Origin of the sequence: Gemmata sp. SH-PL17 (assembly GCF_001610855.1) — a bacterium.
Classification (GTDB): Bacteria; Planctomycetota; Planctomycetia; order Gemmatales; family Gemmataceae; genus Gemmata; species Gemmata massiliana.
Genome location: NZ_CP011271.1, coordinates 722,786 through 742,372, shown reverse-complemented (window position 1 = coordinate 742,372; position 19,587 = coordinate 722,786). Strand labels below are relative to the sequence as shown.

At 65.6% G+C, this 19,587-nt stretch carries 17 protein-coding genes and 1 pseudogene; 8 read left to right on the top strand and 10 right to left on the bottom strand.

Annotated features, from left to right (window positions below):
* Nucleotides 1-121: 121 nt before the first annotated feature.
* The gene (locus VT84_RS02965) at nucleotides 122-475 is read right to left on the bottom strand and encodes a transposase (protein ID WP_157469129.1); all 354 of its coding nucleotides are present in this window, start codon (nucleotides 473-475) and stop codon (nucleotides 122-124) included.
* Nucleotides 476-751: 276 nt separating this feature from the next.
* Here VT84_RS02965 and VT84_RS02960 point away from each other — a divergent pair, with 276 nt between their 5' ends.
* From VT84_RS02960 to VT84_RS40435, 4 genes are all read left to right on the top strand, one after another.
* Complete coding sequence (locus VT84_RS02960; protein WP_082838444.1) at nucleotides 752-1,738, top strand: hypothetical protein; 987 nt, start codon at nucleotides 752-754, stop codon at nucleotides 1,736-1,738.
* A gap of 363 nt (nucleotides 1,739-2,101) precedes the next feature.
* On the top strand, nucleotides 2,102-2,251 hold the full coding sequence (locus VT84_RS37995; protein ID WP_157469127.1) for a hypothetical protein: 150 nt from the start codon (nucleotides 2,102-2,104) through the stop codon (nucleotides 2,249-2,251).
* Between the two features lie 499 nt (nucleotides 2,252-2,750).
* Complete coding sequence (locus tag VT84_RS02950; protein WP_082838442.1) at nucleotides 2,751-3,680, top strand: hypothetical protein; 930 nt, start codon at nucleotides 2,751-2,753, stop codon at nucleotides 3,678-3,680.
* Between the two features lie 45 nt (nucleotides 3,681-3,725).
* Nucleotides 3,726-3,842 carry an EF-hand domain-containing protein gene (locus VT84_RS40435; protein WP_239465652.1) on the top strand — a complete coding sequence of 39 codons (117 nt, stop codon included), beginning with the start codon at nucleotides 3,726-3,728 and terminating at the stop codon, nucleotides 3,840-3,842.
* 25 nt (nucleotides 3,843-3,867) lie between these two features.
* Here VT84_RS40435 and VT84_RS02945 read toward each other — a convergent pair whose 3' ends face one another.
* The 4 genes and pseudogenes from VT84_RS02945 to VT84_RS40430 form a co-directional block, all read right to left on the bottom strand.
* Entirely contained in the window at nucleotides 3,868-4,386 is a 519-nt protein-coding gene (locus VT84_RS02945; protein WP_082838441.1) for a hypothetical protein, read from the bottom strand.
* Nucleotides 4,387-4,468: 82 nt separating this feature from the next.
* Entirely contained in the window at nucleotides 4,469-6,538 is a 2,070-nt protein-coding gene (locus VT84_RS02940; RefSeq protein WP_082838440.1) for a catalase, read from the bottom strand.
* Nucleotides 6,539-7,042: 504 nt separating this feature from the next.
* Nucleotides 7,043-7,371: pseudogene (locus VT84_RS42100) on the bottom strand (cupin domain-containing protein).
* Between the two features lie 18 nt (nucleotides 7,372-7,389).
* The gene (locus VT84_RS40430) at nucleotides 7,390-12,084 is read right to left on the bottom strand and encodes a PAS domain S-box protein (RefSeq protein ID WP_239465648.1); all 4,695 of its coding nucleotides are present in this window, start codon (nucleotides 12,082-12,084) and stop codon (nucleotides 7,390-7,392) included.
* 379 nt (nucleotides 12,085-12,463) lie between these two features.
* Between VT84_RS40430 and VT84_RS02925 the strand changes: the two genes are divergently transcribed.
* The 4 genes from VT84_RS02925 to VT84_RS02910 all read left to right on the top strand — a co-directional run bounded on the left by VT84_RS02925 (nucleotide 12,464) and on the right by VT84_RS02910 (nucleotide 16,098).
* Complete coding sequence (locus VT84_RS02925) at nucleotides 12,464-13,639, top strand: zinc-dependent alcohol dehydrogenase (protein WP_082838438.1); 1,176 nt, start codon at nucleotides 12,464-12,466, stop codon at nucleotides 13,637-13,639.
* A 22-nt stretch (nucleotides 13,640-13,661) separates the two neighbouring features.
* On the top strand, nucleotides 13,662-14,573 hold the full coding sequence (locus VT84_RS02920) for an SDR family oxidoreductase (RefSeq protein ID WP_082838437.1): 912 nt from the start codon (nucleotides 13,662-13,664) through the stop codon (nucleotides 14,571-14,573).
* Between the two features lie 110 nt (nucleotides 14,574-14,683).
* The gene (locus VT84_RS02915) at nucleotides 14,684-15,472 is read left to right on the top strand and encodes an isochorismatase family protein (RefSeq protein ID WP_082838436.1); all 789 of its coding nucleotides are present in this window, start codon (nucleotides 14,684-14,686) and stop codon (nucleotides 15,470-15,472) included.
* 59 nt (nucleotides 15,473-15,531) lie between these two features.
* Nucleotides 15,532-16,098, top strand: a complete 567-nt coding sequence (locus tag VT84_RS02910; RefSeq protein WP_082838435.1) for a ferritin-like domain-containing protein — start codon at nucleotides 15,532-15,534, stop codon at nucleotides 16,096-16,098.
* Between the two features lie 71 nt (nucleotides 16,099-16,169).
* Here VT84_RS02910 and VT84_RS02905 read toward each other — a convergent pair whose 3' ends face one another.
* The 5 genes from VT84_RS02905 to VT84_RS02885 form a co-directional block, all read right to left on the bottom strand.
* Nucleotides 16,170-16,490 (bottom strand): hypothetical protein, encoded by a 321-nt coding sequence (locus VT84_RS02905; protein ID WP_082838434.1) that lies wholly within the window; start codon nucleotides 16,488-16,490, stop codon nucleotides 16,170-16,172.
* An 89-nt stretch (nucleotides 16,491-16,579) separates the two neighbouring features.
* On the bottom strand, nucleotides 16,580-17,239 hold the full coding sequence (locus tag VT84_RS02900; protein ID WP_082838433.1) for an HAD family hydrolase: 660 nt from the start codon (nucleotides 17,237-17,239) through the stop codon (nucleotides 16,580-16,582).
* 8 nt (nucleotides 17,240-17,247) lie between these two features.
* Entirely contained in the window at nucleotides 17,248-18,402 is a 1,155-nt protein-coding gene (locus VT84_RS02895; protein ID WP_082838432.1) for a Gfo/Idh/MocA family protein, read from the bottom strand.
* 127 nt (nucleotides 18,403-18,529) lie between these two features.
* Nucleotides 18,530-19,081, bottom strand: a complete 552-nt coding sequence (locus tag VT84_RS02890; RefSeq protein ID WP_082838431.1) for a general stress protein — start codon at nucleotides 19,079-19,081, stop codon at nucleotides 18,530-18,532.
* 129 nt (nucleotides 19,082-19,210) lie between these two features.
* Nucleotides 19,211-19,447, bottom strand: coding sequence for a hypothetical protein (locus VT84_RS02885; protein WP_082838430.1), 237 nt, complete (start codon nucleotides 19,445-19,447; stop codon nucleotides 19,211-19,213).
* Nucleotides 19,448-19,587 lie beyond the last annotated feature (140 nt).

Below are 19,587 nucleotides of genomic sequence, written 5' to 3'. Positions count from 1 at the left end.
CGACCGAGTTGCGATCCTTGTACCGGTCCCTGCCGATGTCTCGTTGCACGGTTCGGTTCTTCCGACCGGGAATCATCGCCTCAGCCCGCCGGCCTCGATGCCGTTCACTAACTCTTGCGGCTCATGAGGCATCAGAGGTGATCCGGAGGATAATTCTCAGTGTGTCCGGTACGGCTTCTTTGAGGTTGTAGGCCCACTGAAAGATGGCGACGTACTGGTCGAGGTAGTGCTTGCTAATCCCTCGGAAGGTGCGCAGCGCGGTCCACAATCCTTCGCGCGTGTTGTCATGCACTTCGCGAATCCCGTCCCCGTCGTCATCTCGAGCCCGCTCCCGTTGACCGGGGGCGTGGTTCACCGTCGCGCGCCCGCGGTTGTTCCGAGCTAACCGGGCGTACCCGTTCCACTCGTCCGTGTACACCATCGCCCCTTCAACCGTCGACGGGGTGCCTATTGTTTGGGGCGGTGTTGAGCTCACGCTGACCGTCGAATACACCACCGAAGCCGAGCGCCTGCAGTACGAGCGGGCGATCGCCTACGTTCAGGAACGGAATCGTTTGGGAGCCACCGCTGCTCCCGGCACCGTTCTGGACACGTGCGAACTCTTCGCCCTCGAACGGGGTCGCAAACTCCTCCGCGAGAACCTCGCGGGCACCCTTCAGGCCCGCATCGACACCTCCCCCAAAAAGTCCCCGACTATCGCTCCAAAGGGAAGACGCGCCGGGGCGCGACCACGGCCCTGGGGCCGGTCAATGTGCATCGCCCCTACCTTTGGGATCCGGCGCAGGGCGGGCTGTTCCCCGCCGATGAACTGTTGGGCGTGGATGGGTTACTCACCCGGCACGCCCGGCGCTTGGTCACGCTCGCGGGGATCGACCACTCTTTTGCCCGCGCCCAACAGGTGCGGGCCGAGTTCTGCGGTTGGGAGGTGGATGACGACGTGATTCGCCAGACCACCCACGCCGAAGCCCGACGGGTGGCGGACCAACGCCCCGAACGGAACGACGCGATGCCGTTCGAGAAGGCCGACGGGGAGATCGACGTGTTGATCGATGCGGGCAAGGTACACGCTCACGGGGTGGCGGGATGTGAAGTGCGGCTTTTTTTGAAGCGGAAGCCGGGTTCGGGCGCCACGCCCGACGAATGGGATCAACGCGACCTTCCGTCGCCGACCGTTCGGGCGGTGGTTGCCGCCATCGAAGAGGCCGAGCATTTCGGGCACCGGTTGCGTCGGGAATCGGATCGACTGAACGTCACGACGCACCCCTCGGTGACGGTGCTGGGCGATGGGGCGGAATGGATTTGGAATCTCGCTTCGGACCACCTCCCGCAAGCGGCGGGGGTGTTGGATATTTACCACCTGTTGGAGCACGGTGGCAGAGCGATGAAGGGGATGGGCGGGAGTGAGGAGGTGATCCGAACCCGGTGCGCGCCGGCGCGGCGAGCGGTGCTACGGGAGGGGAAATCGGGCTTCGAGCGCTGGTTGGGGGGAGCGTTTGCGGAGCTCTCGACGGCGACTTCAATGGAGCCGCTGTTGGACCTGGCGGCGTATGCGGCGAAGCACCCGACGCGGTCGGGTTATGCGGAGCGCTTTGCGCCGGGTCGAAGTATCGGCAGTGGGGCGGTGGAAGGGGGGATCAAACAGTTGTTGAATCTGCGAATGAAGCGGACCGGCGCGCGTTGGCGGGTCGAACATGCTGGCCCGTTGGTTAAACTCCGAGCAATCAATCAAATAAATTAACGACAATTACTCTGGAACGCCGCTTAACAAGAACCGACCCAAACAATAGGGGCACCCGCCTCATGAGCCAACTTTTTTGAAAATCCCGTAGGTGGTACCATCCGACCCCGGCCAAACGACCAAGGCCCCTGTTCCTCTCGACCGTGTCATTTTCGTGCCCACGGTTCAGTGCCCGATTCCCCGTTGGGCCGAGAAAACGTCGGAGAGCCCGAATTCTCCCTCAACCGGCTCAAGTGGTGGCTTCAGGACGAACTGGCCGACTTCAACGCCGTCCACCCGACCGGCAGCGGGTCAAGGCGCACGATTTCCGCCGGGCGGTGGCCGAGGCACGGAAGCTCGGCATCCCCCCTGGAGATGGCGGCGATGGCGTTCGGGTACAACCCGATGACCATGCGCGCGCACTACATTGCCCTGGACGAGACGGCGGTCGCCGACGAAGCCCTCACCGCCATCGCCGGGACCACGCGGGTACCGACCGTACCTGCACCGCCCGAAGTTCCGAAGGCGGGTTGATTCACCGCCGGCTTTCCGTCGCCACTCGCCGCCGAGTTTGGCGGGGACTCACAGGGAACGAGGGGGATTGCCGGGGAGCGTTTTTATTTGAGGGGGATTCTCGGCGGCGGGGCAGATTCGGGCAGAAATCGGGAAACGAAAAACTCCGCAAGTGCTTATCCTTGCGGGATTTCTGTTTAGCGAGGACGACGGGACTCGAACCCGCAACCACCGGATCGACAGTCCTCTGACAGCGCAACTGATTTCCAAGAAATCACTGCACTTCAACAGATCTCGTCTGTGAATTTGCACATAGTTTGCACGGACATATCCGAGGCTATCCCTTCCGCACTCGTGACCGCTTTGTTGACACTAACCGAGTGCTTAACGCCTGTCGAGCGACGCACCCTTGCTCACTTACTGCTCGCAGGCACGAAGACAGAGCAATAGGCCCTTGAATGAATTGATCGAGCGGGCAGCGGGGCATTTGCGCAGAACGTAGTACACACCGGGAGCAAAAATGGGCTGGGAGGTACGACACGGCGGGCACCGATACCTGTACCGGAACCGCCGTGTGAACGGGAAGCCGGTCAAGGAGTACCTCGGTGCCGACGATCGGTTCGGGACGGGCGTGCTCCTGGCATGCCAACTTGAGCAACTTCAGGCTCGCGCCGCGGAACGGCGCCGGCTTCTTCGCGACGCACACACCGCGTTCCGGGATCGAATCGACGACCTGCTCCACGCGACCGCTTCCGCCAACGCCGACCTGCGCACGCTGACCGAGGGCACGCTTTACGCACTGGGGTACCACAAGCACAATCGGGGAGAATGGCGCATGTCGCGCGAACTGACGCACCTGAAGAACGCGCTCGAGAAGTTGAAGCACGGCACCGAGGGACCGAAGCCCCTCATCCGGTTCGAGGCACCCGAGAACGACGCCCAAGCGCTCGCGTTGTTCGCGAAGGCCCGGGCTGGGGACGCTGAGGCCAAAGGGAAGGTCGGTACACTGCTCCGGGAGCGCCGGTGGGTGGATTCGTTCGGGAACTTGGGGCGTCAAGCGACCCGGCAGTTGATCCGCAAAGCCGCGGGCGGTGACCCGATCTGGGAAACCGCGATCACCGAGCACATCAGCGCCATGCGCACCGAACTCCTCGGAACGAATCCGACCGCGCTCGAAGAATTGCTCGTGCGCCGGGTTCTCAACGGGTGGATCACAACGCACGCGCTGGAACTGGAACTCGCGATTCGCCCGCCGACGAGTGAAAAAGGGTTCGAGTACCTGGACCGCGCGTTGGGTCACGCACAGAAGCGGTTCACTGAAGCCGTGCGCGAGTTAGCCCGGGTGCGCCAGCTCCGTGCCCCAGCGATCCTCGCACAACTGAACGTCGCCGCGGCCCAAACCGTCGTAAACAACGTACCCAATAACCATCCAGGGTTTGATTCTCGATGAACACCCGGCGGGTGAGACGTGGGTTGGGCGTCGAGAAGCGATCGGGTGGCACACATCCGATCGACGTGGGCGAACGAGATCATGGGCGAGGTGGACCGGGACGGCGACGGGGCCATCTCATGGGCCGAGCTCGAGTCCGTGTTCCGGGCCAACAAGTCCTAGCGGCCGATGCCGCGGCCCGAGCCGGTCATTCGCCCCCCCGACGATCGCGCTCGGGGCCTGGGACGTTGTCGTTATCGGCCAGCTTCTTCGCGACGAGGATCGGCGCGGGGGGAATCAGGGCGAAGTTCAGCGGGCGCCCCGGGAACGTACCCTCTCGCGCTCCGACCAGCGCGACATCGACCGTGGCCACATACAAGCGGACCCCGTGAACGATCGAGCCGGGGCCGGAACCGAACCGCACGATCCGCAGGTGCCCCGCCGGGAACCCCGCGAACGGCCGGTCGTTACAGCACCCCTGGACGTCCATAAGGAGTTCCTCGGCGTGTCCGATTTCGATACGGTGGCATAGCGCCTCGCCCGGAATGGTTACGGATGGCAAGTGCGTTCCTGACGCGAACGCTTCGCGCACGGCTTCCTCGAACGGGCGGAAGCGGAGCGCGGGCACCGGACCGGCTGCGGGCGTTGCCGCAGTCAACCGAGGGCCGAGGCCGAACGGGAGCGCCAGCCCGATGGTGGCGAGAACGGAACGCCGGTCGTGAGCCATTGTGATTACTCCCACGAAAACGCGAAGAGGTGTGAAGTGGGGCCAGAGGCCAGACGCGGCCCCCGGCCCGATGGAGGTCGGGTTACCGTTCCGCGGCGGCGCGGTCCCAGAACCGGAGCTTGCGGCACGCCGCGACGAACGTGTCACAGTCGCCCGCCTTGTTCAGTGGCACGAACCCTTCGTCCCGCGCCACCCCGGCCTTCTCGAACAGCGCGGCGGCTCCCGCCGAGTACCCCACGAACTTCCGGTGCGCGGTCGCGTCGGCGATGAAGTCCCGGGCCGCCGGCAACTGGGCGAGGGCCGTCGCTCCGTCCTTGGACGGCAGGACCACGACGGCGTCGAACAGGACCGACGGTCCGCCCTCGAGCTTCTCGTCCGCGTCGTGCCAGGTGCCGGCCGAGTCCTTCACTCCGCCCACCTCCGGGGCGACGAGTGCGAGCACCGCGCCCTCGGCGGTCAGCGTCTTTTTAAGGGCACCGAGTATCTCGGCGTCGACCCCGTCGGTGACCAGCGCGCCAACCTTGCGCCCGGCGAAGTTCTTGGGGCCGTTCTTGAGGATGCTCAACTTGTCCGACGGCTTCAGGTCTTGGCGCGTCATCTTTGCAGCCGGGGCCGGCTTCGGCATCTCCTTCAACCGCAGCCCCTTGGCCACTGTGTCGGCGAGCCCGGTGTCGATGTTCAGCAGGTGCGAGACCATCCGCGCGCGGATCGCGAGGGTCTGCACCTTGCTCAGCTCGAACACGAGCGCGTTGGCGATGTGGGCCTGCTCGATCGGGGTCTGGCTGATGTAGAACTGTCGGGCCTGACTGTAGTGGTCCGCGAACGTCTCCGACCGCGCGCGCACCTTGGTGCCCTCGACCGGCTCGGGGTAGCTCCTGTACCCCCGGTCCGGGGCCTCGCGCGGGCCGCCGGCATCGCCCCACGAGTTGGGCTCGTAGTTGGCGCGCCCCTTGGGGTTGCGCATCGCCATGTGCCCGTCCTGTTGGAAGTTCAGGACCGGGCACTTCGGGGCGTTGATCGGGATGTGCGTGAAGTTCGGGCCGCCCAGCCGCTTGAGCTGCGTGTCGAGATACGAGAAGTTCCGGCCCTGGAGGAGCGGGTCGTCGGTGAAATCGATCCCGGGCACCACGTTCTGGGTGCAGAACGCGACCTGCTCGGTCTCCGCGAAGAAATTATCCACCCGGCGGTCGAGCACCATGCGGCCCACGATCTTCACCGGCACCTGCTCCTCGGGGACGATCTTGGTCGGATCGAGCACATCGAACTCGAACGCCTTGGCGAACGCGTCGTCGAACAGTTGCACCCCGAGGTCCCATTCCGGGAACGCGCCCGCGCCGATGGCGTCCCACAGGTCGCGCCGGTGGAAGTCGGGGTCGGCCCCGTTGATCTTCACGGCCTCGTTCCAGACCACCGACTGGAGCCCGAGCTTGGGCTTCCAGTGGAACTTCACGAACGTGGGCTTGCCCGCCGCGTCCACGAGGCGGAACGTGTGGACCCCGAACCCCTCCATGAACCGGAACGAGCGCGGGATGCCCCGGTCCGAGTACACCCACATGACCATGTGCATGGACTCGGGAGTGAGGGAGATGAAGTCCCAGGCATTGTCGTGGGCGGTAGCAGCCTGGGGGAACCCGCGGTCCGGCTCCTCCTTGAAGGCGTGAACCATGTCCGGGAACTTCATCGGATCTTGGATGAAGAACACCGGGATGTTGTTGCCGACGAGATCCCAGTTCCCCTCCTTCGTGTAGAACTTGGTGGCGAACCCGCGCACGTCGCGCGCGAGGTCGGCCGAACCCTTGCTCCCGGCCACGGTCGAGAACCGGACGAACGTGGGCGTCTTCTCGCCCTTCTTGAACACCGCGGCCCGGCTCACCGCTTCCAGTTCGCCGTTGCTCTCGAAGTACCCGTGCGCGCCGAACCCGCGGGCGTGGACCACGCGCTCGGGGATGCGCTCGTGGTCGAAGTGGAACAGCTTCTCGCGGAAGTGGAAGTCCTCGAGCAGCGCCGGCCCGCGCGGACCGGCTCGGAGCGTGTTCTGGTCGTCGGAGACGGGGACGCCCTGTTGGGTGGTGAGAACCGGAGTGTTGCCCTGCGCGGTCTGGTGCGTTTCGCCACCTTTGCTCCCGGCCGGAGCGCTCTTCGGTTGGGTCATATCGGTAGTCCTGCTGGAATATCGGTGCGAGTTGAAAAACGGGTGACGAACGGGTTGCAAATCGCGCTCCCAATGATCAGTCGATCGTGTCAGGATTTCGAGCAGCGGGTGATTCAGTTCCGCATGAAGGGCGCGCGATGTTTGCAGATAGGGATGTAGTTGACTGTGATTCTGTGTAGCGGCGCGCCACACGATAGGAAATGTTCGAGAGGCGTGTATGCGGCCGGGCCGACGATCTTCACGGTCTTGTCGTACCTTCCAAAGAAGTACGAATTTGTGGGCGGTGTTTGGGCAGTATCGTTCTCGATCTCGTGGAGCACGCCTTATCAGAGTGCTTCTCGGCTTCGCGGTACGGCACTGTGATTACTCTCGGTGTTCGAACGTGCTGGCAGCCGATCGCCCAAGCCGATGGCTGAGGCCAACGCGGTAGATCTCGACACGTTCGAGGAGATCGTTGGCACGCCCGTGTAGCAGCAGATGGAAGACGAGTTCAGCGAGTAGTCCTCAATCCGGTTTCCCTGCAGGTAGTTCGTCGCCATCGGCCGTGTACGCCGGGGCACGTACACGTTGAGCGTCCGGAGCGGCGCGTCTCCCGTGTTCCTGACCTCGTGTCGCTCGCCTCGCGGGATCAGTACCAGCGTTCCCTCGCTCAGTTCTACCCGCCGACTTTCGACAACGGCCACGCCGGTGCCGCTCGTGACGTAGAGCCACTGGTCCGTTCCTTCGTAGCAATTGTCCGGCCCGCCCCCGGCTTCACCGGGCGCGAGCGTCATCTGCGCAGCCTGGGAGTGCGCGTCCCCGAGGACCACTTTGAACCCGTGGCCGAACTGCAGGTGCGCGTGTTGCGTGTGTCACCCCCTCGCCTGTACCCCGGCCACGATGCGGTCCAGTTCGCCCGGGGCGGCCGGTTTCGTTAGGTGGTGGTCGAACCCCGCCTCCCGGGTCCGGCGCCGGTCCTCGTCCTGCCCCCAGCCCGTGAGTGCGGCCAGCGTTATTCCTTGCAGTTCTGCACTCTCGCGGACGCGGCGTGCGACCTCGTACCCGCTCATCCCTGGCAACCCGAGATCGAGCAATATGAGTTGGGGGCGAAAGGTGGCGAGCAATTTAAGAGCTTCAGGGCCGTCGTGTGCGGTTCGCACCCGGTGCCCCGGTATCTCCAGCAGCATGGCCATGCTCTCGGCCGCGTCCCGATTATCGTCCACTACCAGGATGTCGAGCGGGCACCCCGCGGTCCCGGTCCCTGCCACGTGCGTAGTCGTCGAAGTCTCGGCCGGGATGACGGCCAGTGGCATGCGAACGGTGAACGTGCTCCCTTGGCCGAGCCCGGGGCTCTCCGCGCGCACGCTCCCACCGTGCATCTCGACCAGGCGCTTGACCAGGGTCAGCCCGATTCCCAGCCCGCCCTGGCTCCGCTCCAGCGATGTGCCCACCTGGGCGAACATCTCAAACACTTTCGGGAGCATGTCTGCCGGGATGCCCACTCCCGTGTCCGCCACCTGGACCACCGCTTCGGCCCCATCTCGCTGTGCGGACAGCACGATTCGCCCGCCCAGGGGCGTGTACTTGGCAGCGTTGTTCAAGAGGTTCGCCAACACCTGAACCAGTCGGGTGCGGTCGGCGCTCAGAGTAAGCGGCTCGGCCGGGATTCGCAAAACTAACTCGTGTCCACCGGCTTCCACCGCTTGCCGGCTCGTCTCCACTGCGGCGTCGACCACGGTCCGGATAGGAAAGAGCTCCTTCCGCAGCGCCACCTTACCGCTCGACACCCGGGCCACGTCCATCAGGTCGTCGATCAGGTGGGCCATGTGCCCGAGTTGCCGGTCCATCATGGTCAGGGCGCGCCCGGCGGCCTCTCCGGTCGCCCCGCCCAGGCGCAGGATCTGTACCCCGTTGCGGACCGGGGCGAGCGGGTTCCGCAGTTCGTGCGCGAGCGTGGCCAAGAACTCGTCCTTGCGCCGGTCCTGCTCCTGGAGGGCGCGGTAGAGCTGAGCGTTTTCGATCGCGACGGCCACCCGCTCGGCCAGGTTCTGGGCCACGCGCAGCTCGTCAGGCCCGAACCGGCGGCGCGGGGACGAGCTGAGGAACGTTATCCCGCCGATTACCCGACCGCGGGATATGAGCGGCACGCACAAGTACGACCGGATGCCCAGATCGCGCAGTTTCGCGAGCCGCTCCGGACCCTGCGGGGCGGTAGCTGGGTTGGTTTCGGTTATGTCGGGCACCACCTCCGGCTCGCCCGTTCGCAGAACGTGTGGAACGACTCCCGCGGCACCGTCCGCCGGGCGGAACGCCAAGTCCGCGTTCCGGGCGGAGGACACGTCATTCGATTCGGCGGCGGTGACCGCCAGCCGCTCGCGCGTGCCGTCCTCGCCGATCATGTCGACCACGCACCAGTCGGCGAACCCACCGACGGCCAGGTTCGCGATCCGGTTGAGAGTGCTCTGGTAGTCCACCAACTCGGCCAGCGAAGCGCTGGCATCGACTAGGAACTGCACCGCCTCTTCCGCCCGTTTTCGAGCGGTCACGTCTCGGAACACCTTGCCGAACCCGTGCAGTGCCCCGTCGTCTCCCCTTAACGGAACCATAACCCCGTCGGCGAAGAACTGGCTCCCGTCCTTCCGCACGTGCCACCGCTTGTCTTCTGCACGCCCCTCGCGGGCCGCCTGCTCCATCTCCCTCGCGGGCATTCCGGCCGCCCGGTCCTCGGGTGTAAAAAGCACGTCGGCCGGCTTCCCGAGCACATCGGCGGGGCCGAACCCGGTGATGCCCTCGGCCCCACCGGCCCATTCGATTAATCGCCCGTCCCGGTCGGTGACCACTACCGCGTAGTCACGCGCCCGGTCGACCAGGAGTTGGAACCGTTCGTCCTTCTCCCGTAACCGCGCCTCGGACCGTTTGCGGTCCGAGATGTCGTTGAACAGTACCCCTACCTGCCGGCCCCCGGGGTAGCCGACCCGGAACGCGGACACGTCGTACCACCGGTCGAGGTCCGCCACCCGGTCGGTTCGGCGGAACGGCTCGCCGGTCTCAGCCACCCGCGCATAGGCCTCGATCCAGTGACCCTCGTGGGTGGGCATCACTTCGCGCGCCGTCTTGCCGACGACGTTTCGCAGTCCGGTGTGGGCTTCGAGGGCCGGGTTGACCAGCAGGTAACGGTAGTCGACCGCCCGGCCCGCCCCGTCAAGCACCGGTTCGACCACGCAGTACCCCTCGTCCATCGACTCGAACAGAGACCGGAACCGCTGCTCGCTCTCGCGCAACCGTTCCTCGGCCCGGCGCCGCTCGGTTACATCCTGCATCGCCCCGACCAGGCGGACCGTCTTCCCGTCTTCGTGGATCGCGTACCCGCGGTCGAGTACGGTAGCGTAGGTGCCGTCGGCCCGCCGGAACCGGTACTCGTCGGACCAGTTCGCGCCACCGTGATCGATGATGGCGTGAATCCCGGTGACCACCCGCTCCCGGTCGTCCGAGTGGATGTGCTCGTACCACCACGTGGCGTCCGGCCCCACGTCCCCCGGGCGGTAGCCGAACAGCGCGCCGACGCCCTCGTTCCACCACACGGCATTGGTCCGCATGTCCCAGTCCCACACGGCGTCGTTGGTCGCGCGGGCGACGATGGCGAATCGGTCGTTGCTCTCGCGGAGCGCGGCCTCGGCCCGGCGCTGGTCGGTCACGTCCAGGGTCACCCCGTCGAACCGCTTCGGCGCGCCGGTCTCGTCGTAGTATGTACCCCCGATCGCCCGGATCCACTTCTCGGCCCGTGTCTCCGGGTCCACCGTGCGGTAGTGGACGTCGTACCCGGTGCGCGCGGCGACGCTGCGCTCGATGGCCACCCGGGTCGGGCCGCGGTCGTCCGGGTGGATGCGGTCGTAGAACGTGTCGATCGTGACGCGGGCCTCTGGCGGCAACCAGAAGTGCGCCTTGACCCGCTCGTCCCACTGGAGCACGTCGAACGGTAAGTCGCAGTACCAGAACCCGATTCCGGACGCCCGGACCGCGTAGTCGAGGCGCGCGCGACTCGCGGCCAGGGCGTCCTCGGCGCGCTTGCGGTCAGTGATGTCTACCACTACCCCGGCCCACCCGACCGCCTCACCACCCGCGGCCCGCTCGACCGCCCCGCGCGCGAGCAGCCACCGTTCTCCGGTCGGCCCGGTCACCCGGTACTCGCTGCGGAACGGCGCGTCGGTGTCGAGCGTGTGCCGGATCTCCGCGCCCACTCGGCCCCGGTCGTCGGGGTGAATGGCGGCCAGGAAATCGCTCACCGGGGCGGAGGCGTGTTCGTCCGCAGTGACCCCGAAGAGGGCCACGAAGTTGCGGTCCCCGGTAACGCGGTCGGCGGTAACGTCCCAGTGGTACGTGCCGACCTCACCGGCCTGGAGCGCGGCCGTCCGCGCCCGCTCTACTCGTTTGGCGGCGGTCACGTCGCGGGCGATCTTGGACGCCCCGATGATGTAACCCTCGACGTCCCGGACGGGGGAGATGGTCAGTGACACGTCCAGTCGTCGGCCGTCCTTCCGCACCCGCTGCGTCTCGAAGTGTTCGATCCGCTCGCCTCGCCCCAGGCGCTCCAGAATGCCCCGCTCCTCATCGAGCCGGTCGGGCGGGACGACGAAGGTGATCGACTTCCCGACGGCCTCGACCGCGGTGTACCCGAACACGCGCTCGGCCCCGCGGTTCCACGACCGGATGGTGCCGTCCAGATCCTTGCCGATGATGGCGTCGTCGGACGATTCGACGATGGCTGCGAGCCATGCTTGGACGGCCTCCGCCCTCTTGCGCTCGGTAATGTCACGGAACACCAGCACCGCGCCGTCGACGGCGCCGTCCTCCCACCGGATGGGTGCCGCCGAGTCGTCGATCGGGCGCTCGGTGCCGTCTCGGGCGATGAGGATCGTGTGGTTCGCCAGCCCGACGATCGTCCCGGTCCGGAGCGCCCGCAGGGCCGGGTTCTCGACTTCCTTTCGGCTCGTCTCGTTGACGATGCGGAACACTTCGGTCAGCGAACGCCCGCGGGCGTCGGTGGTCGGCCACCCCGTGAGGTGCTCGGCTACCGGGTTGAGGAACGTGACGTGCCCGGCCGCGTCGGTGGCGACGACGCCGTCACCGATGCTGGCCAGCGTCGTCCGCCAGAGTTGCTCACGCCTGGCCTCGCGGGTACGGCGGGCCAGTTCGACAAACACCGATACCTTGGCCCGCAGGATGACGGGTATGAGCGGTTCAACCAAGCAGTCCACGGCTCCGAGCGCGTATGCTTTCTCGACTGAGAAGCCGGTGCTCGCGTCGGAGCCAAAGAAGATGATGAGTGCCTGCCGCCCACGGCCGTGGGCGCGGATCTGCTCGGCCACCTCGAACCCGGACAGGCCAGACATCTGGACGTCGAGGAGAATGACTGCGAAGTCGGCCTCGAGCACCCGCTGGAGAGCTTCTTCACCGGAGCCGGCGCGGACGAGCGTCTGGCCGAGGGCGCCGAGCGCGGTCTCGAGGGCGAGCAGATTTTCCGGCCGGTCGCCGACGAGCAGGATGTTGGCTGGGGCGCTGTTAATCACCGAATCCTCTGCCGGGCGGGTCATTACGGTGCGGCCACAGGATCGAACGTGCGACCGGTGCGCGGAAGGATCATTTTACTGGCTCGTGGCGGCCCCTCAACGGTGCGTTGAGGGGGCCTCGCGTCCCGTGAGGCCTCGTTCCTGTCCCGGCCGTTCGCATTTTCCGAGAACCCGACTTCTCACACGACCGAAACGCGCTGTTGCGTGGCCGCCGGCTCGAGCCACTGCGGACCGATTAGGACGCGCGGCGTCAGGATAAACCGCGTTTCTGCCAATGTCGTGCCACGGGCGCAAATGTTGCGGAGGTGAGCCGCTTACCCCGGTCGGGCTGCGGGGCGCACCGCTTCCGCGGAACTCCCAGCCCAGCCGAGGATCATCCATGAAGGCGCTGTGCTGGCACGGCAAGGGCGACGTGCGGGTCGATACCGTCCCCGACCCCAAGATCGAGAGCTCCCGCGACGCGGTCATCAAAGTTACTTCTACGGCCATTTGCGGGTCGGACCTGCACCTGTTCGACGGCTACATGCCGACGATGGAGTCGGGCGACATCCTCGGCCACGAGTTCATGGGCGAGGTGGTCGAACTCGGCTCGGCCGTTACCAATCTGAAGAAGGGCGACCGCGTCGTCGTCCCGTTCACAATGGCGTGCGGCTCCTGCTTCTTCTGTAAGAAGCAGCTTTTTTCCTGCTGTGACAATTCCAACCCGAACGCCAAGGTTGCCGAGGAAGCGATGGGCCATTCACCCAGTGGCCTGTTCGGGTACTCGCACATGCTCGGCGGGTTCTCCGGCGGGCAGGCCGAGTACGTCCGCGTGCCGTTCGCCGACGTCGGGCCGTACAAGGTTCCCGACGGGCTACCGGACGAGAAGGTATTGTTCCTCACCGACATCTTGCCCACCGGGTACATGGCCGCCGAGCAAGCCGACATCGAGCCGGGCGACACGGTCGCCGTGTGGGGGTGCGGTCCCGTGGGCCAGTTCAGCATTCAGAGCGCCTGGCTGTTCGGGGCCGGGCGGGTAATCGCCATCGACTGCGTGCCCGAGCGCCTGGAAATGGCCGAGCGGCTCGGGAAGGCGGAAGTGATCGACTTCATGAAAGTCGAGGGGAGTGTGTACGACCGGCTCCAGGAGCTGACCGGCGGGCGCGGCCCGGACCGGTGCATCGACGCGGTCGGAGCGGAAGCCCACGGCTGGGGCAGCACCCCGGCGGTGGTGGACCGGGTAAAGGCGGCGGTCGGCCTGGGCACCGACCGGCCGGCCGCGTTGCGGCAAGCGATCATGTGCTGTCGGAAGGGCGGCACGGTGTCGGTCCCCGGAGTGTACTCATTCGTGGACCAGATGCCGATGGGTGCGTTCATCAACAAGTCGCTGGTCATGAAGACCGGGCAGACCCACGTCCACCGGTACCTGAAGCCGCTGATGGAGAAGATCCGGAAGGGCGAGATCGACCCGTCGGCCATCATTACCCACCGGCTCCCGCTGGCCGACGCCCCGAAGGGGTACACGACGTTTCGGGACAAGAAGGACGGGTGCGTCAAGGTCGTCCTCAAGCCGTGACCATTCCATTCAGAGGAACCCCATGTCCACGAAACTGAAGAAGATCCAGGACCAGGTGGTGGTCGTCACCGGCGCGTCGTCGGGCATCGGCCTAGCGACGGTCGAACTGCTGGCCGAAAAGGGTGCGTCGGTCGTCCTCGCGGCCCGGAGCGGGAACACGCTGAACGAGGTCGTCGCCCGCATCACCACCAAGGGCGGGAAGGCAGTCGCTGTTTCGTGCGACGTAACCGACCGCGCACAGGTGGAGAAGCTGGCCGCATCGACGGTCGAAAAGTACGGCCGAATTGACACGTGGGTGAACAACGCTGGTCTGGGTGTGTACGCGCGGGCAGACGCGGATCAGGACGCCGACGCCCGCCGCATCTTCGACGTGAACTTCTGGGGCGCGGTGTACGGCTGCCAGGTGGCACTGCCGCACCTGAAGTCAGGCGGGGCGCTCATTACCGTGGGCAGCGAAGTCTCCGACGCCTCTGCCCCACTCATGGCGATGTACGTAGCGAGCAAGCACGCCATCAAAGGGTACGTTGACGTGCTTCGGCTGGAAGTGGAGGACGTGGATAAGTTGCCGGTCGCGGTCACACTGATCCAGCCGACGGCTGTGGACACGCCGTTCCCGCAGCACGCCGCCAACCACCTGGACCGGGAGCCGAAATTGCCCGATCCGATGATCGAGCCGAAAGACGTGGCCGAGGCGATTCTGCACGCGGCCGAGCACCCGACGCGGGAGAAGAAGGTCGGGGCCATGTCGGTCGTCGGCACCACGCTGGCGAAGCTCCTGCCCGGAGTGCTCGACACGATGGCGGCCGGGCGGACCGGCGACATGATGTCCGACGAGCCGCCGCGGAATCCGGCTGGTGCGCTGCGACAATCCAGCGAGGTGATCGGTACGGCCGGCCGGACGCACGGCACCAAGGAGCCCAAAAAGGGAAGTTAGCACGGGACTGTTCTCCGCTTCAGTCAAAGCCGCACCCGAGGTCACGCCGGCTGCCGCGACCGCGGTGATCGAGGCCGCGAATGAAGAAGGCCTAGGCGCTCGGCGTTCCGATGAACGTCGCAGTGGTAGACGAAGGTGCCAACCTGGTGGCGTTCGTCCGTATGGATGGGGCGTGGCAGGGGAGCATCGAGATCGCCCTGAATCCCGAAACAACTGCGAAAGGTCACCACTTGCTGCTGTCGAGCGGGTACGCAGCTTTGCTGCGCTGGGAGCAGTTGCCCGAGGAGCGAGTCATGCCCGGTATGAGCGAGAACTTACACGGGAGCGCGCCGGACCGTAGTCCGGTAGCCCTGGTTCTGGTCGACGTCATCAACCCGCTTGATTTCCCGGAAGCCGATCAGTTGCTCCGGTTCGCGATTCCTGCTGCGGACCGACTGGCTGAACTGAAACAGCGCGCGAAGCGGGCCGGAGTGCCGGTGGTGTACGCGAACGACAATTTCGGGCGCTGGCGCTCGGACCTCTCGACCGTGGTTGAGTGTTGTCGGGAACCGGGGTGCAAAGGCGCCGCACTTGTTGAGCGCCTCCGGCCCGAGCGCGACGATTACTTCGTGCTGAAGCCCAAACACTCGGCGTTCTTCTCGACCACGATGAACACGCTCTTGCGGTACTTGGGCGTTCGGACCGTGGTGCTGGGCGGGTTCGCGGCGGACATCTGCGTCCTGTTCACGGCCAACGATGCCTACATGCGCGACTTCCGCATCGTGATCCCGAGCGACGGGGTGGCATCGAACGATTCCGCTGACCGGGACGCGGTCCTCGCTCTGATGCGCCGGGTACTGAAGGCCGAAACGCCAAAGGTCGACGAGATCGACTTCGTCGCTCTCGCGAAGGAACCGTGATCGGTCCACGAAATGCTGAACGACACGCCGGTCGATTTCGCCCGTTATCGGAGTTACATATGCCTCTCGATTCGCTCCACGACCTGTACGTGAACGAACTCAAGGATCTATACAACGCGGAGAACCAGCTCATTAAAGCCCTCCCGCGGATGGCCAAAGCCGCGACCGCACCAGAACTGCGCGCCGCGTTCGCCGCGCACCTGGAGGTGACGCGCGGACAGATCGAGCGCCTGGACCGGATCTTTAACGGCCTCGGGGTCAGCCCGAAGGGAAAGAAGTGTAAAGCAATGGAGGGCCTGATTGCAGAGGGTAAAGAGGTGATGGAAGAGGACGGCGAGGACGAGGTCATCGATGCGGCCCTGATCGCCGCGGCCCAGCGGGTCGAGCACTACGAGATGGCCGGTTACGGGTGCGTCCGCGCGTTCGCAAACCTTCTCGGGTACGCGGACGCGGCGGCACTACTCCAGAAAACGCTTGATGAAGAAGGCGAGGCGGACAAGAAACTCACCGAACTCGCCGAGTCCGTCATTAACGTCGAAGCCGAACAAAGTGACGGCGAAGAGCACGAACCTGTAAGTAAGACTGCGCGAGGCGGGCGTTCCCGGCCGAAGGTAACCCGGAAGTAATCGTAACTGCCTCCGAGATGCGTCGGAATCGCGCCCCGCTCCATGTTCGTTTGGAGCGGGACGCGTCGCGTTCACACGGCGAGTTTTAACCCCTGGTACCACTCTCGGTACGGTGTGTTGACCGCCATGTGCCGGTTGTAGTCGGAGGCGCCGTCCGTCCACCAGACCGGCCCGCGTTCACCGAGCCCCACTTTCGCGCTCTGAACTTGGCGCCGCGCCCGACGTCGTTCTGCTTCTGGCGCGTGGGCGGATCGGCGTAGTGCGGCGCGGGCTCGCCCCAGTTCCCCCATCAGGCGCTCGCGCTCGTCTGCCGCGAGCGCCGGGTTGGTCATCCGCCAGAGGCGCCCGCGGACGACGAAGTACCGCCCGTCCGGGGTTACGGGATACATCATTGTTGACCTCGCTTTCCGCTTACATCTGAGAAGGTGCTGCGTGTCGGGTGATAACTTCGGGAAGCACCGGACCGGAGCTACTTTCTACCTCACGACGCGAGCGGCGACTGGTTGAGGTGACGGGTTAGATCGGCCGGGTCGTCGAACACCGCATCGGCTCTGAGATCGATGTCGCTCCACCCACCGCACCGGAGCGCGATTACCCGCACCCCGGCCTTGCGTGCGGCTTCGACGTCGTAGGGCGTGTCCCCGAGGAGAGCGACTTCGTCCGGTGCGAGCCCGATTTCACCGAGAGCCGCATGGACAATGTCTGGGTCCGGCTTGGACCGCTCCGCGTCGTCCGAGGACGTGGCAGTTTCGATCACCCGGTCCGCGCCGCACACCTTGAGGAGCGGGTCGAGTTCGTCTTTCTTGGCCGAACTCGCCACACCCAGTTTCAGCCCGCGCGCTTTGAGTTGACGGAGCAGTTCCTCCGCACCGTGACACGCGCGAAGTTTGGGAAGGTACTCGCTCAAGAAGATCGCGGCACGCCTGTCGCCGATCGTCTTCCCCTCTCGGGACTCGGCGTCTAACCCGCACACCTTCGGGAGCAACTTGTCTCCGCCCATCCCGATCAGCGGGCGGACCGTTTCAAATGCAACTACCCGTCCACTCTCACTCAGAGCCTTCACCCAGGCGTGCGCGTGTGCGTCGTTGCTCTCGACGAGCGTGCCGTCGATGTCCAGCAGTACCCCACGAACGGATCTCATCGGCGCCCTCAGCGTTTGACTTTGACCGCACGCCCGTTCGCTGCGGACTCGTGAATTGCTTCGATTGCCAGCACGTCCGCAAGCCCTTCTTCGCCCGGCGTAACCGGTTCCTTGTTCTGGAGAACGCACTCGGCGAAGTGGTCCATCTCGGCCGCGAAGTGGTTCACCGGCTGTACTTTGATCTCTTCCCGACCCGACGATCGCGCCACAGCGAGCTTTTGCCCGCGGTACCCGAATGCGTTGTCCAGTTCGATGAACCCGGTGCTCCCGTTTACTCGGAACCACCGGCTCTCGGCCGCATCGAACCCGCAGTCGCAGTGGGCCAGCGCGCCGGACGGGAAGCGCAGCTCGAACGCGACGCTTCGAGGTACTTCGCGGAAACGCGGATCGTCCTTCGGCTCGTCGGCGAACGCGGTGACCTCGGTCGGTTCCTCGCGCGTGATGTACCGGGCCGCGTTCAGGCAGTAGATGCCCACATCCCCGACCGGTCCGCCCCCGAGCGCCTTGCTGAGCCGGATGTTCGGTGCCTTCGTCACCTGGCAGTTGGTCGCGAGAATGGTACGCACGGCGCCGATGGCATTGTCGGCACACAGCTTCATTGCGGCCCGGTTGAACGGCTCGTAGTGGAGCCGGTACGCGATCATCAGCTTCCGCTTCGCGTCCTTGGCCGCGGCGATCATCGCCTTACAGTCGGTCGAGGTCGGTGCCATCGGTTTTTCGCACAGCACGTGCTTGCCCGCCTTGAGCCCGCGGACCGTGTACTCGGCGTGCATGCTGTTGGGCAGCACGATGTATATGGCACCCACGGCGGGGTCGTCGCGGAGCCGGTCGTAGCTCTCGTAGTCGTAGATGTGCTTCGGGTCGATGCCGTAGGCCGCCGCGACCCGCTTCGCCTTGTCCGGGTGCCCGCTCACGAGCGCGGTAGGGCGCGCGAGCTTGCACTGCGCGAACGCGGGCATGATCTCTTCCAGGGCTAGTTGGCCCAATCCCACGATCGCGAACCCGACCGTTTTCTCGGCCAGCTCGGGCAGCTTCAGATCGGGCGGTTGCTTGTCCGGCGGAGCGAGGGGCGGCTCCTCTGCGCCCGCGAGGAGTCCCGTTCCCACGAGTCCGGCGGAAGCGGCCATAAAGGTGCGGCGCGTGTGATCGGCGGAAGCGGCCATAACGAACGGACCTCGCGTTGGTGGGCTGTGGTCCGTGTGCAACTCCCGCGCCCCGGTCCCATCGGGAAAGTGAGTACGGTGAACTGGGCGATACATCTTTCTTCCCAAGCCGCCGAGGACGATTGCCTCAGTACGGGGTAGCCGGCAGTGCGTTGCCGGGAATCGAGGTTTCGGCCGATGGGCGGTTGATCGCGCCGTGCTCGTCGAGCAGGTTCCGAACGTGAGCGGCGTTCATCGTGCGAACCGTCACGACCACGCGCCCGGTTTCCAGTTCGGATGCGTGCCACTGAGCTTCGTCTTCGGGAATCCCCGCTCCCACCAGCGCGCCGACGATTGTGCCGATACTCGCACCGGCCCCGGCGCTAGCGAGTAATGCCACGATTGCTCCACCCGCGAGTACCGGCCCGAGCGGAGACATCAGCCCCGCGGCGACGGCCGTTCCGAAACCCAGCCCGGCGATCCCACCGACCGCGGCCCCGATCCCGGCGCCCTCTTCCCATTGCGTGTTGGTCGGGTCGCCCGAGAACCCCAGCCGGTCGTCCGGCCCGAACACGCCGATCTGTTCATTCTGGTACCCCGCTCCCCGCAGCGCCTCAATCGCCCGGCGAGCTTCCGTGTAGTCGGGGAACACCCCGGCCACGGTGACCATTTCCGCACTGCTCATATTGCTCTTTTTCATGTCATTGTCCTTCTCACCCGCTGCGGAGCCGCGCCCGCGTGAGAAACGCGAACCGCCCCACTCAATCGGTGTGCAACCTGGGAGCCAACACGGGCGGTGGTTCACCGAAACTGCTACTTGGACCCGGTATCACACCCGGTCGCGCAGAGCGGTGGCCCCGACGTGCTTGGCGCAATTCGCGCAGCAGTAAACGATTCCATCGTGTTCGACGCCGTGGCCAACGACCCGGCAGCCGCAATGTGCGCACTCCGGAGCCAGCGCGTGAATCGCACACTCGAACGAGTCGAATGTGTGCGATTCGCCCGTGGTTTCGGTAACGGTGAAGGCTTTATCGTACTCGTTGCCGCACACTTCACACTTCCCCATTGCTCGTCCTCCCAGTGAGTGGCCGCGCTTGCGACCGATATCGTGCGATGACAGCCACAAGCATGGCGCAGCAAATCACGCGCCCGCAGATTCGTACTCGCGGTCGCCAAATCACGCGCCTCGACGAGATACCTCGTCGT